This window comes from Pseudomonas sp. NPDC098740 (assembly GCF_044760065.1).
Classification (GTDB): domain Bacteria; phylum Pseudomonadota; class Gammaproteobacteria; order Pseudomonadales; family Pseudomonadaceae; genus Aquipseudomonas; species Aquipseudomonas rossensis.
Window position 1 is genome coordinate 153,640 of sequence record NZ_JBIWAM010000014.1, and the last position, 18,548, is coordinate 172,187.

Genomic DNA, 18,548 nt, shown 5'->3' on the forward strand with positions numbered 1-18,548 from the left:
TGGCATCAACTCGGTTAGACGTTAAACCGAGTCGTCTGCATCGCAGGCAAGCCAGCTCCCACAAAAGCTCGCTCCCACAGGGGGATATGCGGCGGGTGGCCTGTCACCCGCCGCACCTGATGTCACCGCGTTAAATAAAAACAGTTAATAACAATAAAACGAGGATGTAGGGATGAAGAAGAACAACAACGCTCAGCTTATCTGCCAGTTGTCAGCGATTGCGGCAATGACATTGGCCGGTAGTGTGCACGCGGCTGACGCGTTCAGCGCCGATTCCGAATGGATGACCGGTGATTGGGGGGGCGAGCGGACCAGGCTGATCGAGCAGGGTATCGACATCAAGATGGACTACGTCGGTGAAGTGGGTGGCAACCTCCACGGCGGCTACAACAACGACAAGACTGCGCGTTACGCCGACCAGTTTGGTCTGGGCGTGGCGCTGGACCTGCAAAAACTGTGGGGCTGGGATAACACCCAGGCCAAGATCCAGCTCACTAACCGTAACGGTGAGAACATCTCCAATGACCGTGTCGGCGACCCGCGTGCCGGCACCTTGAGTTCGTCCCAGGAAGTCTACGGCCGTGGCCATATGGTCCGTCTGACCCAATTGTGGATCAAGCACCAGTTCCTCGACGGTAAACTGGACGTCAAGGCCGGTTACTTCGGCGAAGGCGAGGACTTCAACACCTTCCCTTGCGAGTTCCAGAACCTGGCGTTCTGCGGTTCCCAAGTGGGTAACTGGGCCACCAACATCTGGTACAACTGGCCGGTCATGCAGGCTGCGGTCCGCGTGAAGTACAACATCTCGCCTGAGTTCTATGCGCAGATCGGCGCGTACAACCAGAACCCGTCGCAACTGGAGCACGGTAACGGCTTCAAGCTCAGCGGCAGTGGTACCAAAGGCACCGTCTTGCCGGTCGAACTGGTCTGGTTGCCTAACCCTGGCAACCTGCCGGGCGAATACCGTGTTGGTTACTACAAAAGCACGGCCAATGCCGATGACGTCCGCAAGGATGCCGACGGCAATGATGCAGCAACCAGCGGTAATGCCTATCGCAGCCACGATAGCAAGCACGGTTACTGGTTCGTGGCGCAGCAACAACTCACCAGCCACAACGGTGACGCGTCCCGCGGTCTGAACATCGCAGCCAACGCCACTTTCCACGACAAGGACACCAACTTCGTCGACAACTACCAGTCGCTGATGTTTGTGTACAAGGGCCCGTTCGATGCGCGTCCAAAAGATGACATGGGGATCGGTTTTGCCCGTATCCATGTCAACGATGACGTGAAGAAAAACGCCGAGCTGGTCAACGCCTCCAATGGTGTTACCGAGTACGAGGATCCACTGTTCTCGCCGCTGCGTAGCACCGAGTACAACTACGAGGTCAACTACGGCTTCCACGTTACCAACTGGCTGACCGTGCGCCCTAACCTGCAATACATCACTCACCCGGGTGGTGTTGATGAAGTCGACGACGCGCTGGTCGCTGGCCTGAAAATTCAGTCGGTGTTCTAACGTTGTTGCGATAAGCTCCTCTCTATGTGCGCATTTTTGCGGACAGCCCAGGCTGTCCGCTTTTTTTTGGGGGCGGCGCACCCCGGGCGATTTTCAGGACCGTGGCACATGCATGAGCATCCGCTACAACGCTTCTTCAAATCCTTGCGCGAACGTCCGGTGTTCGCGTGGGAGCGCTATCAGAAGCGCGACGTGCTGGTGATCGACCATCCGCTGTGTCAGGCGGTGTTCAGTCGGCAGGGTGCGCAGTTGCTGCACTTCCAGCCAAAGGGCCAGAAACCCTGGCTCTGGTGCGCGGCGAAGTGGCCGCAGGTCGGTGCGATTCGTGGTGGCGTTCCGGTGTGCTGGCCGTGGTATGGCCGTCATCCGCGCGAAAACGCCTGGCCGTCCCATGGCTGGGCACGGTTGATCGACTGGAAGCTGCTGGACAGCAGCACTGATGACGATGGCGTGCGCTTGCACTGGCAACTTCAGTTGTGCGACTGGCAAGTGGACCTGCACGCGCACTTGGGCGAACGCATGGATTTACGCCTGAGTACCGAGCATCAGGACAGCCTGCCGTGCCAATTGAGTCAGGCGTTGCATGCGTATTGGCGTATTGGCGACGTCGGTGAGGTAGCGCTGTCTGGGCTCGACGGGGCGCAGGGTTACGACCAGTTGAACCGGCAGATTTGTCATCAGGAAGGCGAGTTGCGGGTAGAGGGTGGCTGTCAGCGGGTGTTCCAGCATGACGGCGAATTACAGCTCAAGGACCACGCCTGGCAGCGCGAGTTGTGCATCGATACCGGTGACCATGCGGACACGGTGGTTTGGCATCCGGGCTCACGGCCGTTGCTGGGGGTGAGCTGGAATGAGATTTCGGAGTTTGTCTGTGTGGAAGCCGCAAGTGGCGGGACCGATAGCCTGAGCCTGGCACCGGGGGAGAGGGCGCATTTGAGTTTGCAGGCGCGGGTTGGGGTTTAGTCCAAGACCTGCGGTGCTGCGGCTGGCGCCATCGCGAGCAAGCTCGCTCCCACAGGGGAATGCATTCCAAATGTGGGAGCGAGCTTGCTCGCGATGAGGCCAGGCCAAGCAGTGGAGATGTTGGACTAGTTAAACTCATCCCCAATCGGATACCGACTGGCATTCAGACTTTCCTTGATCTTGCGCAAATGCGGCTGGAAATCCACGCCTCGGCGCAAGGTCATGCCGGTGGCGAGCACATCCAGCACGGTCAGCTGAATGATCCGCGACGTCATCGGCATATAGATGTCGGTGTCTTCCGGTAGCGGAATGTTCAGGCTTAAGGTGCTGGCCTTGGCCAGTGGCGAACCCTCGGCCGTCAGGCCCAGTACCGAAGCACCGTTTTCCCGGGCAATACGCGCCACTTCCACCAGTTCGCGGGTACGGCCGGTGTAGGAAATGATCACGAATAACTCGCCGGTGTGCGCCACCGACGCAATCATGCGCTGCATCAGCACGTCCGCGTGGGCGGTGACCGCCAGGTTGAAGCGGAAAAACTTGTGCTGCGCATCCAACGCCACCGGGGCCGAGGCGCCGAGGCCGAAGAAGTGGATCTGACGGGCCTGGATCAACAGATCGACGGCGCGGCTGATCAGGTTCGGGTCAAGCGCCTGCAAGGCACTGTCCAAAGAGGCGATGGCGCTGCCGAAAATCTTTTTGGTATACGCTTCCGGATTGTCGTCGGCCTCGACCGCACGGCTGACATACGCCGCGCCACTGGCCAGGCTCTGGGCCAATTGAAGCTTGAGTTCCGGGTAGCCGCTGACGCCGAACGAACGGCAGAAACGGTTGACCGTCGGCTCGCTGACCTTTGAGGCCTGGGCGAGGGCGGCGATGCTGAACCGGGTGGCCTGCTGTGGGTTGAGCAGGATCACTTCGGCGACTTTGCGTTCTGCCTTGTTCAGGTCTTCAAGGCGATTCTGGATCTGTTCCAGTAAATTTCGCACGCGGTCCATATGGTTTCCTTGGTTCGCCTACAAGAGTGCATCTGCGATGCAAACAAGCGTGTTGCTATGCAAATTGGGCCTTTGATGCGGCCCCAAACGGTGGCCTATCCTACTGATGGCTCCGACCGTCCACCACTCGGAATCTGTATTTTGCGAAAATGTTGTGGTTATTACTACATTTTCCCTTGAGTGATGCCTTGAAAAAAGGTATTTGTAGCTTAACTTGATAAAAGAACAAACATCATGCCTTCGATTACGGTTGAACCGTGCACCTTTGCCTTGTTCGGCGCCCTCGGCGATCTGGCCCTGCGCAAGCTGTTTCCTGCCCTTTATCAGCTCGATGGCGCAGGCCTCTTGCACGAGGACACGCGAATTATCGCGCTGGCCCGTGAGCCTGGCAGCGAGCAGCAGCATTTGGCGTTCATCGCCTCCGAGCTGCGCCGCTACGTCGTCGCCAAAGAGCTGGACGAAGCCGTGGTCGAACGCTTTCTGGCCCGCCTGAGTTACCTGCACGTCGACTTCCTCAAGGCTGACGATTACGTCGCCCTGGCCGAAATGGCCGGCAGCGCCCAGCGAGTGATTGCCTACTTCGCGACACCGGCCGCCGTTTACGGCGCGATCTGCGAGAACCTGTCGAAGGTCGGTCTGACCGAAAACACCCGCGTGGTGCTGGAAAAACCGATTGGTTCGGATCTGGAATCCTCGCGCAAGGTTAACGACGCCGTGGCGCAGTTCTTCCCGGAGAACCGCACCTACCGCATCGACCACTACCTGGGCAAAGAAACCGTCCAGAACCTGATCGCCCTGCGTTTCGCCAACAGCCTGTTCGAAACCCAGTGGAACCAGAATTATATCTCCCACGTGGAAATCACCGTGGCCGAGAAAGTCGGGATCGAAGGTCGCTGGGGTTACTTCGACAAGGCCGGCCAGCTGCGGGACATGATCCAGAATCACCTGCTGCAACTGCTCTGCCTGATCGCCATGGACCCGCCGGCCGACCTGTCCGCCGACAGCATCCGTGACGAGAAAGTCAAAGTGCTCAAGGCGCTGGCGCCGATCAGCCCGGAAGGCCTGACCACTCAGGTCGTGCGCGGTCAGTACATCGCGGGTTACAGCGAAGGCAAATCGGTTCCCGGTTACCTGGAAGAGCCGAACTCCAACACCCAGAGCGACACCGAAACCTTCGTTGCGCTGCGTGCCGATATCCGCAACTGGCGTTGGGCCGGTGTGCCGTTTTACCTGCGTACCGGCAAGCGCATGCCGCAGAAGTTGTCGCAGATCGTCATCCACTTCAAGGAACCGTCCCACTACATCTTCGCTCCCGAGCAGCGCCTGCAAATCAGCAACAAGCTGATTATCCGCCTGCAACCGGACGAAGGCATTTCCTTGCGCGTGATGACTAAAGAACAAGGCCTGGACAAGGGCATGCAGCTGCGCAGCGGTCCGTTGCAGCTGAATTTTTCCGACACCTATCGCAGCGCACGGATTCCCGATGCCTACGAGCGGTTGTTGCTGGAAGTGATGCGCGGCAATCAGAACCTGTTTGTCCGTAAAGATGAAATCGAAGCCGCGTGGAAGTGGTGTGACCAGTTGATCGCCGGGTGGAAAAAATCCGGTGATGCGCCCAAGCCGTACGCGGCCGGGTCCTGGGGGCCGATGAGCTCCATTGCATTGATCACGCGGGATGGGAGGTCGTGGTATGGCGATATCTGAATTGAAACTGCCTCAGGGCGTCAGCGCCCATGAGTTCAAAAGCCCGGTGCTGCTGGCCGAAGGCCTGGCGCTGAATGTAGCCAAGCAACTGAGTGACGCGATCGACGCGCGCGGCACCGCGACCTTGGTGGTTTCCGGTGGACGCAGCCCGGTGGCGTTTTTCCAGCACCTGGCCAAGCAGACGCTGGACTGGTCCAAGGTTGTCGTCACCCTGGCCGACGAGCGCTGGGTGCCGGTAGAGCATGTCGACAGCAATGCCGGTCTGCTCAAGCGTTACCTGTTGCAAGGCCCGGCGGCCAAGGCTCAGTTCCTGAGTCTGTACAGCGCCACGGCCAACCTTGAACTGGCGGCCGAGCAGGCGGATCGCCTGCTCAAGGAATTACCGCCGATCGACGTGCTGATACTCGGCATGGGCGACGACGGACACACCGCCTCGCTGTTCCCCAACAGCCCGAACCTGGCCGATGCGTTGAAAGTCGACGGCAGCCGTCGCTGCTGGCCGATGCTGGCGCCGACCGTGCCGCATCAGCGCCTGACCATGAGCCGCGCGCTTCTGGCCTCGGCCAAGACCACCGTTCTATCGATTTCCGGTCAGTCCAAGCTGACCACCCTGAGTGCCGCATTGGCGGGTGACGATGTCGCCGCCATGCCGATTCGCGCGTTTCTGCAACCTACGTTAGAGATTTACTGGTGCCCATGAGCCAAGGAACAGCCGCTATGACAACCCCATCCCCGACCGTTTCCATGGCGGACAAAGTTGCCCTGATCGACAGCCTCTGCGCCAAGGCGCGGATCCTGCCGGTGATTACCATCGCTCGCGAGCAGGACATCCTGCCGCTGGCCGATGCCCTCGCGGCCGGTGGCCTGACAGCCCTGGAAGTGACCCTGCGTTCGCAGTTCGGCCTCAAGGCTATCCAGATTCTGCGCGAGCAACGCCCGGAACTGGTGACCGGTGCCGGTACTGTGCTGGATCGCAACATGCTGGCGGCTGCCGAAGCGGCCGGTTCGCAGTTCATCGTCACGCCGGGCATCACCCGTGACCTGCTGGAAGCCAGCGTCAACAGCCCGATTCCACTGTTGCCAGGCATCAGCAACGCCTCCGGCATCATGGAAGGCTACAGCCTGGGTTATCGCCGCTTCAAGTTGTTCCCTGCGGAAGTCAGCGGCGGCGTCGCGGCTATCAAAGCCCTTGGCGGCCCGTTTGGCGAAGTGAAATTCTGCCCGACTGGCGGCGTCAGCCCGGCCAACATCAAGAGCTACATGGCGTTGAAGAACGTGATGTGCGTGGGCGGTAGCTGGATGCTTGATCCCGAGTGGATCAAGAACGGCGACTGGGCCCGCATCCAGGAATGCACCGCCGAGGCACTGGCGCTGCTGGACTGATCGGCTTTTACCAAACACTTCGTTGTGTGTTCTACGGCTTTACGGTGCGCTTGGTCGGTGCACCGTTTTTTTTTGCCCGGTGAAAACCCTTTTGGCTGTCGACTCGCTCTTTGTAGCAGCTGCCGAGCCTGCGAGGCTGCGTTCGGCTGCGTAGCAGTCGTAAAACCAGAGATTGCGGTACGTCAGGCAGACCGCGTAAGCCGGATTCACGACTGCTACGCAGCCGAACGCAGCCTCGCAAGCTCGGCAGCTGCTACAGATCGACATCATGCGATACATAGTTACCGCATCTCGCTCCTCGGTCAGCGTTAACCTGCGTTCATCTTATGGAAGAGAGAACGTCATGGACGACAACACTCCGGTTTCACCCCAGCCAGCGGTTTACCTGCTTTCACCCGAACAGATCGCCGGTCCTTATTTCCGAAATCCGAAATTGATCAGAAGAAACATCAGCGAAGGCATGGACGGTATTCCCTTGGTGCTGAGGCTGACGATCGTCGATGCCATGACCGGTCAACCGGTGACTGACGCGTTGGTGGATATCTGGCATTGCAATGCACGCGGTGCGTATTCGGGCTGGAGCAAGGTCAATCCGGACAAGGAAGTCGACGTCGGCGACATAGGCTCGATCCCGCGCACCGACGACGACACTTACTTGCGTGGCGGGCAATTCACGGACAAGAACGGCATCGTGCGGTTTACCACGATCTATCCGGGGTTCTACGCCGGCCGTGCCCTGCACATTCATGTCGTGGTACGCATTATGGAAGGCAACAACTACCTGGAAGAGCGGCATGTTGCCTGGGTCGGTCAGCTCTACTTTCCCGAAGTGGCCTCGCGTTCGGTACTCAACGCCAGGGAGTACCGCGGTCGAGCCGTTTCGCCGCTGACCAACGATCAAGACTTTTTCTATGAAAACATGGGCGGCGAAGCTTCGACCTTGAACGTTCACACCCTGAGTCGAGACTCGAATAAAGACGGCTACTTCGGGCACACGACCATCGGCATCGACACATTCGCGGTGTCGACGCAGATCAAGCCCGAGGACTTCGACAAACACACCGTGTGACGTCAGCGCAGTTCGGTCAACGCCCGGGCCAGTAGATCCATGTCTGCACCCGTGGTGGTAAGCCCCGGGGTTATGCGAATGCACGGACCACTTGCGGCACCACTGCGCGCAACGGTAAACAGGTTGTAGTCCTTGAGCAGCCGCTCGACCATCGCCTGTTGATCGGCATGCCGGGTAAAGCGCATCGAAGTGATGCCGCAATACAGTCGCGGGTCGTCCGGGGTCATGACTTCGATCCCCGGCAACTCGCGTACCGCGCTCACCCAGCGGTTGCGCAGGTAATTGAGCCGAGCGCCCTTGGCGGCGGAACCGCCCATGGCCCGATGTTCCTCGAACACCAGCGGCAGGGTCAGCAGCGCCGGGATGTTGGGCGTGCTATACGGCGTGCGGGCGCGAATATCGGTAACGGGGAAATGCATCTCGCCCATGTCCGGGTCGATGTCGGCCAGGCGCTCGGGGGCGATGTAAATGAAGCCCAGAGTCAGCGGTGCACCGATCCATTTGTGCAGGTTGTAGCCAGCAAAGGCGATGCCCAGTTTATCGAGATTGAACTCGAGCTGGCCGAGCGCATGGGCGCCGTCGAGGATCACGTCGATGCCATGTTCTCTGGCTGCTGCGGCAATGGCCTGCACCGGCATCACCAGTCCGGTGCGATGGGTGACGTGGGTCAGCGCCATCAGTTTGAGTCGCGGATAACGCACGAAGGCTTCGCGGTAAGTGGCCAGCAAACTGTCGAAACTGGCGGGGTGCGAGTGTTCGATCTCGATCACCTCGACGCCGCGATGACGTGCCAGCCAGCGCATGGCACCTTTGACCGTGTCGTATTCCAGATCACACATCAGCACCTGATCGCCCGGCGTCAGACGGTTGTAGTTGCGGATCAGCGATTGCAGACCGTCCGAAGCGTTGCGGGTGAGGGCGACAGTGTCGGCGGATACGCCCATCAGCTCGGCGAGCTGTTTGCGAATCTCCAGGCTTTCGCCCTGTTCGAAGCGTTGCCGCACGTGCACCGAGTTGCTGCGGTTGATCAGTTCGATGTTGCGCTGATACTCCTCGACCACCGTGCGTGACATGCGCCCGAAGTATCCGTTTTCGAGGTTGACCGGGCCGGGTTCAACCGCGTATCGGTCGGCAAAGGTGTGCCAGAAGGCTTCATCACGGGCGCGGCGGGTGTTATCGGGCATGGACTACTCGGTCTGGAGAGAATCAGTGGCGCGGGGCAGGTTTGCCATGTTTGGCGCGCAGCGGTTCGAGCAGCTCCGACAGGCCGTTGTGATCGATTTCCTGCATCAAGGCCAACAAGCCGCCGAGTTCGCCGTGGGGGAAACCTTCCCGAGCGAACCAGTTCAGGTATTGGCCGGGGAGGTCGGCAATGATCCGGCCCTTGTATTTGCCGAAGGGCATTTCACGGGTAATCAACAGTTCGAGCTTTTCAGGGTTCATCAATCAGTCGTCTTGATTCAAACAGTCTGGAAAATACAGGCATTCTGCATGCAGGCCAAATGACAGATCATGCAAATAAAGCGGATACAGATTTCGGGTTAAACCATAAGTAATTGAAATATAAGAAATAACTTATCAATTCAAAGCTGGCATGCAGGATGCAACACCTATTGCATCTTTCATCAACCCGCGAGGAATTGAAAATGACCGACATGAATAAAGAAGCCATCTCTGTACTCAACGACCTGATTGAAACCAGTAAAGACGGTCAGGAAGGGTTCAAGACGTGCGCTGGAGACATCAAACACCCTGAACTCAAAGCCATTTTCGTACAGCGCTCGGCTGACTGCGCCAAGGCTGCTTCTGAATTGCAGACCGCTGTACGTTCCATGGGTGGCGATCCGGAAACCTCCACCAGTGTCAGCGGTGACCTGCACCGCCGTTGGGTCGACGTCAAAGCGATGTTCACCGGCAAGGATGAAGAGGCCGTGCTGAACGAAGCCGAACGGGGTGAAGACCATGCACTGAAGGCTTACAAAGAAGCCATCGAAAAAATCAACAAATACAACCTGGTGGGCATTCGCGACTTGGTTGAGCGTCAGTACCACGGCGTGCAACGCAACCACGATCAGGTAAAAGCCCTGCGTAACCAGGCGCGCGCACGCTCGTAAGCGTTCGTTGTCTGTCAAAAACGCCAGCCAGTCTGGCGTTTTTTTGTGTCTGGCGTTCAACGATGAAATTAGCCTTGTAGGAGCTGCCGAAGGCTGCGATCTTTTGATCTTGCTTTTCGGCGCCGTCAAAAGATCGCAGCCTTCGGCAGCTCCTACGTTAAATCGTCCTTTCAAGAGTCCATTACGTGCCAATCACCCTGCAGGCTTTGTTTGCGCCTGACCGCCGCGCCTTACAGTTCGCGATCAAAACCTTGATCGGCGGCGGCCTGGCGCTGTGGCTGGCATTGCGCTGGGGTCTGGAGCAACCGGCCTGGGCGTTGATGACGGCGTTCATCGTCGCCCAGCCCTTGTCCGGGATGGTGGTGCAGAAGGGCTTGGCGCGGTTGTTGGGGACTCTGGTCGGGACGATCATGTCAGTGGTGTTCATGGGGTTGTTTGCCCAGACGCCCTGGTTGTTTTTGTTGGCCTTGGCGTTGTGGCTGGGGTTGTGTACGGCGAGTTCGACCTTGCTGCGTAGCGCCTGGTCCTATTCGTTCGTGCTGGCGGGTTATACGGTGGCGATCATCGCGTTGCCGGCCATTACTCATCCGCTGACGGTGTTCGATCAAGCCGTGGCTCGCTGCACGGAAATCTGCTTGGGCATTCTTTGCGCCACCGCTGCCAGTGCGCTGCTCTGGCCGATGCGGGTCGAACGGCAACTGGCGGATCAGGCGCGGGCAGCGTGGCAAAGCGGTATGAACGCCGCGCGTGCGACCCTGGCCGGTGATGGTCAGGCGCGTAAAGGCTTGCTGGAAATCCTCGGGAGAATCGTCGCCGTCGATGCCCAGCGCGAGCATGCCTGGTTTGAAGGAAGCCTGGGGCGGCAACGAGCACGCGGGATCAGCGGCTTGAGCCAAAAGCTGTTGATGCTGCTGCGCATCGCCCGTTCGGCGCGTCGTCAGTGGAAGCAATTGGAACCCCAGGAAGCCGAGCAACTGTTGCCCTGGATGACCGAGGTTCAAGAGGCGCTCAACAGCTCGAATACCGCGACCCTGCAAGCGCTGCGTCCAAGCTTGCTCGACGCTTCCCACGACCTGCACATCAGCTCCGCACAGAGTTACTGCCTGGCCCGTTTCACCTTGTTGCTCGATACCGCCATGGCGGCCAGCGCCGCGTTGAACGCCGTTGAGGAGGGCAAGGAAACGGTCGATCCACCGAGAACCCTAACTCCGCACCGCGATCTGTCATTGGCGCTGATGTTCGGTGCCCGAAGTGCGTTGGCGTTTCTGGTGGTCTCGTGCTTCTGGTTGGCGACCGCTTGGCCCGCCGCCTCCGGCGCGCTGCTGTTGACGTGCGTGGTATGTAGTCTGTTTGCCAGCCGCGAGAATGGCGCTCAAATCGGCATGAGTTTTATGCGCGGGATATTCCTGGCAATTCCGGCTGCGTTTATCGTCGGGCAGATTCTGCTGCCGCAATGGAGTGGTTTTGCGTTGCTGTGCATGGGCATGGGCGTGCCGTTGTTCCTAGGCGCGCTGGGCATGGCCAAACCGCAGATCGGCGCCACGGCCACCTCATTTTGTCTGCACTTCATCGTGCTGGTCTCGCCGCTCAATGTGATGAAATTTGATGTCGCGACGTTCTTCAACAGCGCTCAATCCATCGTGGTCGGCGTCGGCGCCGCAGTGCTGGCGTTCCATTTGTTGATCCTGCGCAATCCGACGTGGCATGGCCGACGTTTGCTGGCGGCAACCCTCGACGATCTGGTGCGCCTGACCCGGCGCAATCTGCGCGGTGCCGAAAGCTGGTTTGGCGGGCGCATGGCCGACCGCTTGCTGCAATTGGCGCGACACTACCCCGAGTTGCCGGAACCGGCGCGTAGTCGCTGGGACGATGGCTTGCTCGGCCTGGACATCGGCGACGAATTGCTGCATTTGCGTTTGAGTCTGGCGGTGGTGCAGGCACCGGTCAGTGCGCCTCAGCGGCGTTATCTCGAACAGCTGGAAGAAATCCTCGAGCAAGGCCCGGCCGGCAGTCGCGCCGAGGCGTTGGCACAGCCAAGCGAAGAATTTCTGAAGACCTTGTACGCATTGCCCCCCAGCGATGCAGTGAAACTGGCCCAAGGTGCGGTGCTGCAATTGCAAAGCAGCTGGCGCGCCTGGTGCCGTCAACAGGAGCAAAGCCATGGGCTTGCGTGAGTGGTCGGTGGGTGGCGTGCTGCTCAGTCCGTTTCTGATTTATGTGCTGCTGGCGCTGCTCGTCACTGGAGCCTTGCGCATGCTCTTGCGCCTGACGCCGGTGGGCCGCTGGATCTGGCACGAAGCGTTGTTTGATTGCGCCTTGTACGTCTGTGTATTGACCTTGATCACCGTCGTCCTCGGACCTTTATAAGGAGTTGAAAATGCGTACACCGATACGTGTCGCGGTGACCTTGTGCCTGGTGGCGGCGGCGATTTTTGCCGGCTTCCATTTGTGGCAGTACTACATGCTCACGCCTTGGACTCGGGATGCGCGGATCCGCGCCGACGTGGTGGTGATCGCGCCGGACGTCTCGGGTTGGGTGCGTGAACTCAAGGCTTTTGATAACCAGCAGGTCAAGGCCGGCGATTTATTGCTGAGCATTGATCGCGACCGTTTCGAAGCGGCGTTGGAGAAAGCCCAGGCGGTGGTGCAGACCCGTCAGCAGCAACTCAATCTGCGCGAGCGCGAAGCCAGTCGCCGCGCTGCCCTCGGGCCGCAGGCAATCAGTGCCGAGCTACGCGAGAACGCGCAAATCAACGCCGGCATCGCCCGTGGCGAACTGCGCGAAGCCCAGGCGGAAGCCAAGGTTGCGGAACTCAACCTCGCCCGTAGTCAGGTCCATGCGCCGCGCAATGGTCACATCACCAACCTGCGTCTGGCTGAAGGGAACTACGTGAATGCCGGGCAATCGGTGATGGCGTTGATCGACGATTCGACTTTCTATGTGCAGGCGTATTTCGAAGAAACCAAGCTGCCACGGATTCGTGTTGGCGATCCGGTGAAGGTCTGGTTGATGAGTGCGGGGGAGGCGTTGCAGGGGCATGTGGAAAGCATCAGTCGCGGGATTACCGATCGCAATACCACGCCGGATGGGCAGTTGCTGGCAGAGGTCGAGCCGACGTTTAACTGGGTGAGGCTGGCTCAGCGGATTCCGGTACGGATCAAGATTGATAAGTTGCCGGAAGGGATGAATTTGAGCTCGGGGATGACGGCGAGTGTGCAGGTGCAGGAAGGGCCGTAAGATCAAAAGATCGCAGCCTCGTTTCACTCGACAGCTCCTACAGGTATATGGCAAACCCTGTAGGAGCTGTCGAGTGAAACGAGGCTGCGATCTTGTGAGGCAATCAGCCGATGCTGATTGCCGGCAGCTTAGGCAACGTCACCGTCTGCTGCTTACGCGGCGCCAGAATCTCCGCCTCGCCATCCACTACCAATTCATCGCGCTGGTTAAACACGCGAGTGGCAATCCGCACACGAAACTTCGGCAGCTTCTCGAGAATCTCCAGACGCACGGTCAGCGTGTCGCCAATTTTCACCGGCTTCTGAAAGCTCATTTGCTGACCGATATAAATAGTCCCCGGCCCAGGCAACTCGCAGGCAACGGCAGCGCTGATCAGCGCACCGCTGAACATGCCGTGAGCAATGCGCTCCTTGAACATGGTGCCGGCGGCGAATTCAGCGTCCAGGTGCACCGGGTTGTGATCGCCGGACATCGCGGCGAACAACTGAATGTCGCGCTCTTCGACCGTCTTGCTGTAGCTGGCGGTCTGGCCGACTTCAAGGGCCTCGTAAGGGGTGTTGGTAACCTGGGTCATCTGTTTCAATTCCTGTCACGAATAAATAAATTCAAAAAAACTATTCCGATCTGGGTGGCCGACGGTGGCTCAGCGCCTGGGCGATCCAGCTCAACACGTCATTGATCACTTCATCGCGGTTGCTCTCGTTGAACAGTTCATGCCGTGCCTGCGGGTAAATAGTCAGTTGCAGGCTCTGGCTGCCGGCAGCGCGCAGCGCATGGGCCAGATCTTTCAGACGCTTGCCTTCGCTCACCGGATCACATTCACCGCCGATGACCAGCAACGGTAGGCCCGGATCAATCTGAGCGAGATTGGACGCTTTGCTGATTTGCTGCAACCCACCGAGCAAATCGATCCACAGCTGATTGGTGCAGCGAAAGCCGCAGAGCGGGTCGTTGGCGTACAGGTCGACCTCCGCCGGGTCGCGGCTGAGCCAGTCGAACTGCGTGCGTACCGGTTTGAATTTCTTGTTGAACGAACCGAACGACAGCCATTCGATCAGCGCGCTGTGACCCTTCGGGCCCTGACGCAAACGTTCTAACCGCGCAATCTGCCGCGCCGCGCGATAGAGCGCCACCGGTTGGAAGTTCGACCCGCTGAGAACGGCCCCGTGCAGGCTGGCGCTGTGGTGCAGCAGATAAGCCTGGGCGATGTAGCTGCCCATGCTGTGACCGAGCAACACAATCGGCATTCCCGGATGTTGTTGGCCGATGTGCTGGTTGAGGCTCGCCAGGTCGCCGACCACCTTGCACCAACCGTCATCGTCGGCGAAATGGCCGAGTGTCCCGTTTTCGGCAGTTTTGCCATGTCCACGCAGGTCCGGCGCATACACACCGTAGCCCTGATCACAGAGTTTTTCCGCCAGACGCGCGTAGCGGCCACTGTGTTCCGCCATGCCGTGGGCCAGCAGGATCACTGCTTTTAAAGGTGCGGCGGGCAGCCACTGGTTGACGAAGAGGCGGCTGCGGTCACTCGCGGCCAGCCAGAAAGTGTCGTGGATCATGGCGGTTCCTTTGCGTAGGGCTGCATGTGGCATGGGCGTCGTTGCATTGTATAGCGCATCCAAAGCGTGCCGTCTGATCAGGCCACGCCACGGCAGCAAGATTCACACGATCAATGTCGACCGTGCGCATATTTGCCTGATTCGCCATAGCTGCTAGTGTCCGTGAAGCCCCGCTTTTTCGCTCTTTGTTTTGAAGAAGGACAGAAAAGCGGCCCCGGATAGGTTCAGGTAAAGAGGACAAGAACAATGCAACCTGATTTCTGGAATGACAAACGCCCGGCCGGCGTGCCCCTGGACATCGATCAAGGGGCCTATAAGTCGGTGATCGAAGTGTTCGAGCGTTCCTGCAAGAAATTTGCTGACCGCCCGGCATTCAGCAACATGGGCGTCACCCTGACCTACGCCGAACTGGAACGCTACAGCGCAGCGTTCGCCGGTTACCTGCAAGCCCACACCGACCTGGTGCCGGGGGATCGCATTGCGGTGCAGATGCCCAACGTCCTGCATTACCCGATTGCCGTGTTCGGCGCCTTGCGCGCCGGGCTGATCGTGGTCAACACCAACCCGCTGTACACCGCGCGGGAGATGCGTCATCAGTTCAAGGACTCCGGTGCCCGGGCGCTGGTCTACCTGAACATGTTCGGGCAGAAAGTCCAGGAAGTGCTGCCCGACACCGACATCCAGTACCTGATCGAAGCAAAAATGGGCGACCTGATGCCCGCCGCCAAGGGCTGGCTGGTCAATACCCTGGTGAGCAAGGTCAAGAAGATGGTCCCGGCGTATTCCTTGCCGCAGGCCACTTCCTTCAAGAGCGCGCTGCGTCTGGGCCGGGGCCTGGGCATCAAGCCGCTGAACGTCGGGCTCGACGACATCGCCGTGCTGCAATACACCGGCGGTACCACCGGCCTGGCCAAGGGCGCGATGCTGACCCACGGCAACCTGGTGGCCAACATGCAGCAAGTGCGGGCGTGCCTGGAGCAGTTCGGCAATGACGGCCAGCCGCTGTTGCGCGAAGGGCAAGAGGTCATGGTCGCGCCGCTGCCGCTGTACCACATCTATGCCTTCACCGCGAATTGCATGTGCATGATGGTTTCGGGCAACCACAACGTGCTGATCACCAATCCGCGGGACATCAAGGGCTTCATCAAGGAGCTGAAGAATTGGCGCTTCTCGGCGTTGCTGGGACTCAACACGCTGTTCGTCGCGCTGATGGACCACCCGGATTTCAAGACCCTGGATTTCTCCAGCCTCAAACTCACCAACTCCGGCGGTACTGCGCTGGTCAAGGCCACCGCCGAGCGCTGGGAACAGCTCACCGGTTGTCGCATCACCGAAGGTTACGGCCTGACCGAAACCTCGCCGGTGGCCTGCACCAACCCGTACGGCGACAAGTCGCGGCTCGGCACGGTAGGCCTGCCGGTGCCAGGCACCACGCTGAAAATCATCAACGATGAAGGCGTCGAGCAGGCGCTGGGCGAGCGCGGCGAACTGTGCATCAAGGGCCCGCAGATCATGAAGGGCTACTGGCAGAAACCCGAAGCCACCGCCGAAGTGCTGGATGCCGAGGGCTGGTTCAAGTCCGGTGACATCGCGGTGATCGACCCGGACGGTTTTGTGCGCATCGTCGATCGCAAGAAAGACATGATCATCGTCTCGGGTTTCAACGTGTACCCGAACGAGATCGAAGACGTGGTGATGGCTCATCCGAAAGTCGCCAACTGTGCGGTGATCGGGGTGCCGGACGAGCGTTCGGGGGAGGCGGTGAAGCTGTTTGTGGTGGCCCGTGAAACGGGTGTCAGCCTTGAAGAGCTGAAGGCCTACTGCAAGGAAAACTTCACGGCGTACAAAGTGCCCAAGCACATCGTCTTGCGTGAGTCGTTACCGATGACGCCGGTGGGCAAGATCTTGCGGCGGGAGTTGCGTGATATCGCCTGATCGTTGAATGGCCGCGCTTCGCGCGGATCGCGAGCAGGCTCGCTCCCACAAGGTCATCGGTGATCCTGTGGGAGCGAGCCTGCTCGCGAATTTTTTTGGATAAGCCCCGGTTTTAAAGGCTTTCAGAGTATTATAGGTTTTTTGCTCTAAAATGACTGCTTGCTATTCTTGAGTCATTAAAGTGACTGTAGAGGCGGCTTTTGGCTCTAGTCGCCCTCTGGCAAAGCTGCTACTCTCGGCGCGCTTTGTGACATCTCGGCCTCTATAAAAAGCCAGACTCACCAACAAATTAAATAAAAAACACACACCAATAATAATCGCATCAAATGCGGTGATGAATTCGCGTTGCTGAGGAGTGGGCTTCCATGATCGAAGACTTTTGGAAGGATAAGTACCCTGCCGGGATTGCTGCCGACATCAATCCAGACGAGTATCCGAATATTCAGGCGGTGTTGAAGCAGTCCTGCCAACGCTTTGCCGACAAACCGGCATTCAGCAACCTGGGCAAGACAATCACCTACGGTGAACTGTACGAATTGTCCGGTGCCTTTGCCGCTTACCTGCAACAGCATACCGACTTGCAGCCGGGCGATCGAATCGCCGTGCAGCTGCCCAACGTGTTGCAGTACCCGGTCGCCGTCTTCGGTGCCATCCGCGCCGGGCTGATCGTGGTCAATACCAACCCGCTGTACACCGCGCGGGAAATGGAACACCAATTCAACGACTCCGGTGCCAAAGCCCTGGTCTGCCTGGCCAACATGGCGCACCTGGCCCAGATCGTCGTGCCGAAAACCGGCGTCAAGCACGTGATCGTCACCGAAGTGGCCGACCTGCTGCCGCCGCTCAAGCGTCTGCTGGTCAACAGCGTCATCAAGTACGTGAAGAAGATGGTCCCGGCGTATCACTTGCCCAAGGCCATCAAGTTCAACGATGTCCTGAGCAAGGGGCACGGCCAGCCAGTGGCTGAAGCCAACCCGGCCAGCGGCGACGTTGCCGTGCTGCAATACACCGGCGGCACCACCGGCGTGGCCAAGGGCGCGATGCTGACCCACCGCAACCTGGTGGCGAACATGCTGCAGTGCAAGGCGTTGATGGGTTCCAACCTTCATGAAGGCTGCGAGATCCTGATCACGCCGCTGCCGCTGTACCACATCTATGCCTTCACCTTTCATTGCATGGCGATGATGCTGATCGGCAACCACAACATCCTGATCAGCAACCCGCGCGATTTGACGGCGATGGTCAAGGAACTGTCGAAGTGGAAGTTCAGCGGTTTTGTCGGTCTCAATACGTTGTTTGTGGCCCTGTGCAATAACGAAGGCTTCCGCAAGCTGGACTTCTCGGCGCTGAAAGTCACCCTGTCCGGTGGCATGGCCCTGCAACTGGCCGCGGCCGAGCGCTGGAAAGCGGTCACCGGTTGCGCCATCTGCGAAGGTTACGGCATGACCGAAACCAGCCCGGTGGCCACCGTGAACCCGATTCAGAACATCCAGATCGGCACCATCGGTATTCCGGTTCCGTCGACCCTGTGCAAAATCATCGACGATGCCGGCGTTGAACAGCCGTTAGGCGCAATCGGCGAGCTGTGTGTGAAAGGTCCGCAAGTCATGAAGGGCTACTGGCAGCGTCAGGACGCCACCGACGAAATGCTCGACAGCGAAGGCTGGTTGAAGACCGGTGACATCGCGTTGATCCAGCCTGACGGTTACATGCGCATCGTCGATCGCAAGAAAGACATGATCCTGGTCTCCGGTTTCAACGTGTACCCGAACGAACTGGAAGACGTGCTGGCGACCCTGCCGGGCGTGCTGCAATGCGCAGCCATCGGCGTGCCGGACGAGAAGTCGGGCGAGGCGATCAAGATCTTCATCGTCGCCAAACCGGGCGTGACCCTGACCAAGGAACAGGTGATGGAGCACATGCGCGCCAACGTCACCGGCTACAAGGTTCCGCGCTCCGTGGAGTTCCGCGACGCGCTGCCGACCACCAACGTCGGCAAGATCCTGCGCCGCGAGTTGCGCGACGAAGAGCTGAAGAAGCTCGGCGTCAAGAAGGTAAGCGCGTAACAA

Annotated in this window: 17 protein-coding genes; 12 read left to right on the forward strand and 5 right to left on the reverse strand. The window is 59.2% G+C overall.

The features are described from left to right. Nucleotides 1–172 precede the first annotated feature (172 nt). Nucleotides 173–1,519: a carbohydrate porin gene (locus ACIQU2_RS18640; RefSeq protein ID WP_347804639.1), complete on the forward strand. Its 1,347-nt coding sequence runs from the start codon at nucleotides 173–175 to the stop codon at nucleotides 1,517–1,519. Nucleotides 1,520–1,627: 108 nt separating this feature from the next. Next, nucleotides 1,628–2,482: a D-hexose-6-phosphate mutarotase gene (locus tag ACIQU2_RS18645; protein ID WP_347804638.1), complete on the forward strand. Its 855-nt coding sequence runs from the start codon at nucleotides 1,628–1,630 to the stop codon at nucleotides 2,480–2,482. Nucleotides 2,483–2,607: 125 nt separating this feature from the next. Here the strand turns inward: ACIQU2_RS18645 and ACIQU2_RS18650 are convergent, their stop codons facing one another. Further along, the gene (locus ACIQU2_RS18650; protein ID WP_177318169.1) at nucleotides 2,608–3,468 is read right to left on the reverse strand and encodes a MurR/RpiR family transcriptional regulator; all 861 of its coding nucleotides are present in this window, start codon (nucleotides 3,466–3,468) and stop codon (nucleotides 2,608–2,610) included. Between the two features lie 243 nt (nucleotides 3,469–3,711). Between ACIQU2_RS18650 and zwf the strand changes: the two genes are divergently transcribed. From zwf to ACIQU2_RS18670, 4 genes are all read left to right on the forward strand, one after another. Further along, nucleotides 3,712–5,181 (forward strand): glucose-6-phosphate dehydrogenase, encoded by a 1,470-nt coding sequence (gene zwf, locus ACIQU2_RS18655; protein WP_008151108.1) that lies wholly within the window; start codon nucleotides 3,712–3,714, stop codon nucleotides 5,179–5,181. Further along, nucleotides 5,168–5,881 carry a 6-phosphogluconolactonase gene (pgl, locus tag ACIQU2_RS18660; protein WP_347804637.1) on the forward strand — a complete coding sequence of 238 codons (714 nt, stop codon included), beginning with the start codon at nucleotides 5,168–5,170 and terminating at the stop codon, nucleotides 5,879–5,881. The genes zwf and pgl overlap by 14 nt, the downstream gene beginning before the upstream one ends. Nucleotides 5,882–5,898: 17 nt before the next feature. Then, on the forward strand, nucleotides 5,899–6,564 hold the full coding sequence (locus tag ACIQU2_RS18665) for a bifunctional 4-hydroxy-2-oxoglutarate aldolase/2-dehydro-3-deoxy-phosphogluconate aldolase (RefSeq protein WP_347804636.1): 666 nt from the start codon (nucleotides 5,899–5,901) through the stop codon (nucleotides 6,562–6,564). A gap of 343 nt (nucleotides 6,565–6,907) precedes the next feature. After that, nucleotides 6,908–7,633, forward strand: a complete 726-nt coding sequence (locus ACIQU2_RS18670; RefSeq protein ID WP_347804635.1) for an intradiol ring-cleavage dioxygenase — start codon at nucleotides 6,908–6,910, stop codon at nucleotides 7,631–7,633. Between the two features lie 2 nt (nucleotides 7,634–7,635). Here the strand turns inward: ACIQU2_RS18670 and ACIQU2_RS18675 are convergent, their stop codons facing one another. Then, complete coding sequence (locus tag ACIQU2_RS18675) at nucleotides 7,636–8,817, reverse strand: aminotransferase class V-fold PLP-dependent enzyme (protein WP_403143196.1); 1,182 nt, start codon at nucleotides 8,815–8,817, stop codon at nucleotides 7,636–7,638. A 22-nt stretch (nucleotides 8,818–8,839) separates the two neighbouring features. Then, complete coding sequence (locus ACIQU2_RS18680; protein WP_007949456.1) at nucleotides 8,840–9,076, reverse strand: DUF3820 family protein; 237 nt, start codon at nucleotides 9,074–9,076, stop codon at nucleotides 8,840–8,842. 203 nt (nucleotides 9,077–9,279) lie between these two features. On the opposite strand from ACIQU2_RS18680, the gene ACIQU2_RS18685 reads away from it, so the two are divergent. The 4 genes from ACIQU2_RS18685 (at nucleotide 9,280) to ACIQU2_RS18700 (ending at nucleotide 12,985) form a co-directional block, all read left to right on the forward strand. Then, nucleotides 9,280–9,747: a PA2169 family four-helix-bundle protein gene (locus tag ACIQU2_RS18685; protein WP_403143198.1), complete on the forward strand. Its 468-nt coding sequence runs from the start codon at nucleotides 9,280–9,282 to the stop codon at nucleotides 9,745–9,747. 185 nt (nucleotides 9,748–9,932) lie between these two features. Then, nucleotides 9,933–11,921, forward strand: coding sequence for an FUSC family protein (locus ACIQU2_RS18690; protein ID WP_403143200.1), 1,989 nt, complete (start codon nucleotides 9,933–9,935; stop codon nucleotides 11,919–11,921). Further along, nucleotides 11,908–12,114 (forward strand): DUF1656 domain-containing protein, encoded by a 207-nt coding sequence (locus ACIQU2_RS18695; RefSeq protein ID WP_008151119.1) that lies wholly within the window; start codon nucleotides 11,908–11,910, stop codon nucleotides 12,112–12,114. Before ACIQU2_RS18690 ends, ACIQU2_RS18695 begins: the two co-directional genes overlap by 14 nt. 10 nt (nucleotides 12,115–12,124) lie before the next feature. Next, nucleotides 12,125–12,985 (forward strand): efflux RND transporter periplasmic adaptor subunit, encoded by an 861-nt coding sequence (locus ACIQU2_RS18700; RefSeq protein ID WP_403143202.1) that lies wholly within the window; start codon nucleotides 12,125–12,127, stop codon nucleotides 12,983–12,985. A gap of 103 nt (nucleotides 12,986–13,088) precedes the next feature. On the opposite strand, the gene ACIQU2_RS18705 is transcribed toward ACIQU2_RS18700, so the two are convergent. Together ACIQU2_RS18705 and ACIQU2_RS18710 are read right to left on the reverse strand one after the other, a co-directional pair. Then, nucleotides 13,089–13,559: a MaoC family dehydratase gene (locus ACIQU2_RS18705; protein ID WP_046049496.1), complete on the reverse strand. Its 471-nt coding sequence runs from the start codon at nucleotides 13,557–13,559 to the stop codon at nucleotides 13,089–13,091. A 40-nt stretch (nucleotides 13,560–13,599) separates the two neighbouring features. Continuing rightward, the gene (locus ACIQU2_RS18710) at nucleotides 13,600–14,544 is read right to left on the reverse strand and encodes a lysophospholipase (RefSeq protein ID WP_403143204.1); all 945 of its coding nucleotides are present in this window, start codon (nucleotides 14,542–14,544) and stop codon (nucleotides 13,600–13,602) included. Nucleotides 14,545–14,790: 246 nt separating this feature from the next. Here ACIQU2_RS18710 and fadD2 point away from each other — a divergent pair, with 246 nt between their 5' ends. Together fadD2 and fadD1 are read left to right on the forward strand one after the other, a co-directional pair. Then, nucleotides 14,791–16,479: a long-chain-fatty-acid--CoA ligase FadD2 gene (gene fadD2 / locus ACIQU2_RS18715; protein ID WP_403143205.1), complete on the forward strand. Its 1,689-nt coding sequence runs from the start codon at nucleotides 14,791–14,793 to the stop codon at nucleotides 16,477–16,479. A 365-nt stretch (nucleotides 16,480–16,844) separates the two neighbouring features. Further along, complete coding sequence (fadD1, locus tag ACIQU2_RS18720) at nucleotides 16,845–18,545, forward strand: long-chain-fatty-acid--CoA ligase FadD1 (protein WP_403143207.1); 1,701 nt, start codon at nucleotides 16,845–16,847, stop codon at nucleotides 18,543–18,545. Nucleotides 18,546–18,548: the final 3 nt, after the last annotated feature.

Excerpts from the sequence above, each read along its gene's own strand:
- ACIQU2_RS18640 (WP_347804639.1), top strand. The coding sequence starts at position 173 with ATGAAGAAGAACAACAACGCTCAGCTTATCTGCCAGTTGTCAGCGATT.
- ACIQU2_RS18645 (WP_347804638.1), top strand. The coding sequence starts at position 1,628 with ATGCATGAGCATCCGCTACAACGCTTCTTCAAATCCTTGCGCGAACGT.
- zwf (WP_008151108.1), top strand. The coding sequence starts at position 3,712 with ATGCCTTCGATTACGGTTGAACCGTGCACCTTTGCCTTGTTCGGCGCC.
- pgl (WP_347804637.1), top strand. The coding sequence starts at position 5,168 with ATGGCGATATCTGAATTGAAACTGCCTCAGGGCGTCAGCGCCCATGAG.
- ACIQU2_RS18665 (WP_347804636.1), top strand. The coding sequence starts at position 5,899 with ATGACAACCCCATCCCCGACCGTTTCCATGGCGGACAAAGTTGCCCTG.
- ACIQU2_RS18670 (WP_347804635.1), top strand. The coding sequence starts at position 6,908 with ATGGACGACAACACTCCGGTTTCACCCCAGCCAGCGGTTTACCTGCTT.
- ACIQU2_RS18675 (WP_403143196.1), bottom strand. The coding sequence starts at position 8,817 with ATGCCCGATAACACCCGCCGCGCCCGTGATGAAGCCTTCTGGCACACC.
- ACIQU2_RS18680 (WP_007949456.1), bottom strand. The coding sequence starts at position 9,076 with ATGAACCCTGAAAAGCTCGAACTGTTGATTACCCGTGAAATGCCCTTC.
- ACIQU2_RS18685 (WP_403143198.1), top strand. The coding sequence starts at position 9,280 with ATGACCGACATGAATAAAGAAGCCATCTCTGTACTCAACGACCTGATT.
- ACIQU2_RS18695 (WP_008151119.1), top strand. The coding sequence starts at position 11,908 with ATGGGCTTGCGTGAGTGGTCGGTGGGTGGCGTGCTGCTCAGTCCGTTT.
- ACIQU2_RS18700 (WP_403143202.1), top strand. The coding sequence starts at position 12,125 with ATGCGTACACCGATACGTGTCGCGGTGACCTTGTGCCTGGTGGCGGCG.
- ACIQU2_RS18705 (WP_046049496.1), bottom strand. The coding sequence starts at position 13,559 with ATGACCCAGGTTACCAACACCCCTTACGAGGCCCTTGAAGTCGGCCAG.
- ACIQU2_RS18710 (WP_403143204.1), bottom strand. The coding sequence starts at position 14,544 with ATGATCCACGACACTTTCTGGCTGGCCGCGAGTGACCGCAGCCGCCTC.
- fadD2 (WP_403143205.1), top strand. The coding sequence starts at position 14,791 with ATGCAACCTGATTTCTGGAATGACAAACGCCCGGCCGGCGTGCCCCTG.
- fadD1 (WP_403143207.1), top strand. The coding sequence starts at position 16,845 with ATGATCGAAGACTTTTGGAAGGATAAGTACCCTGCCGGGATTGCTGCC.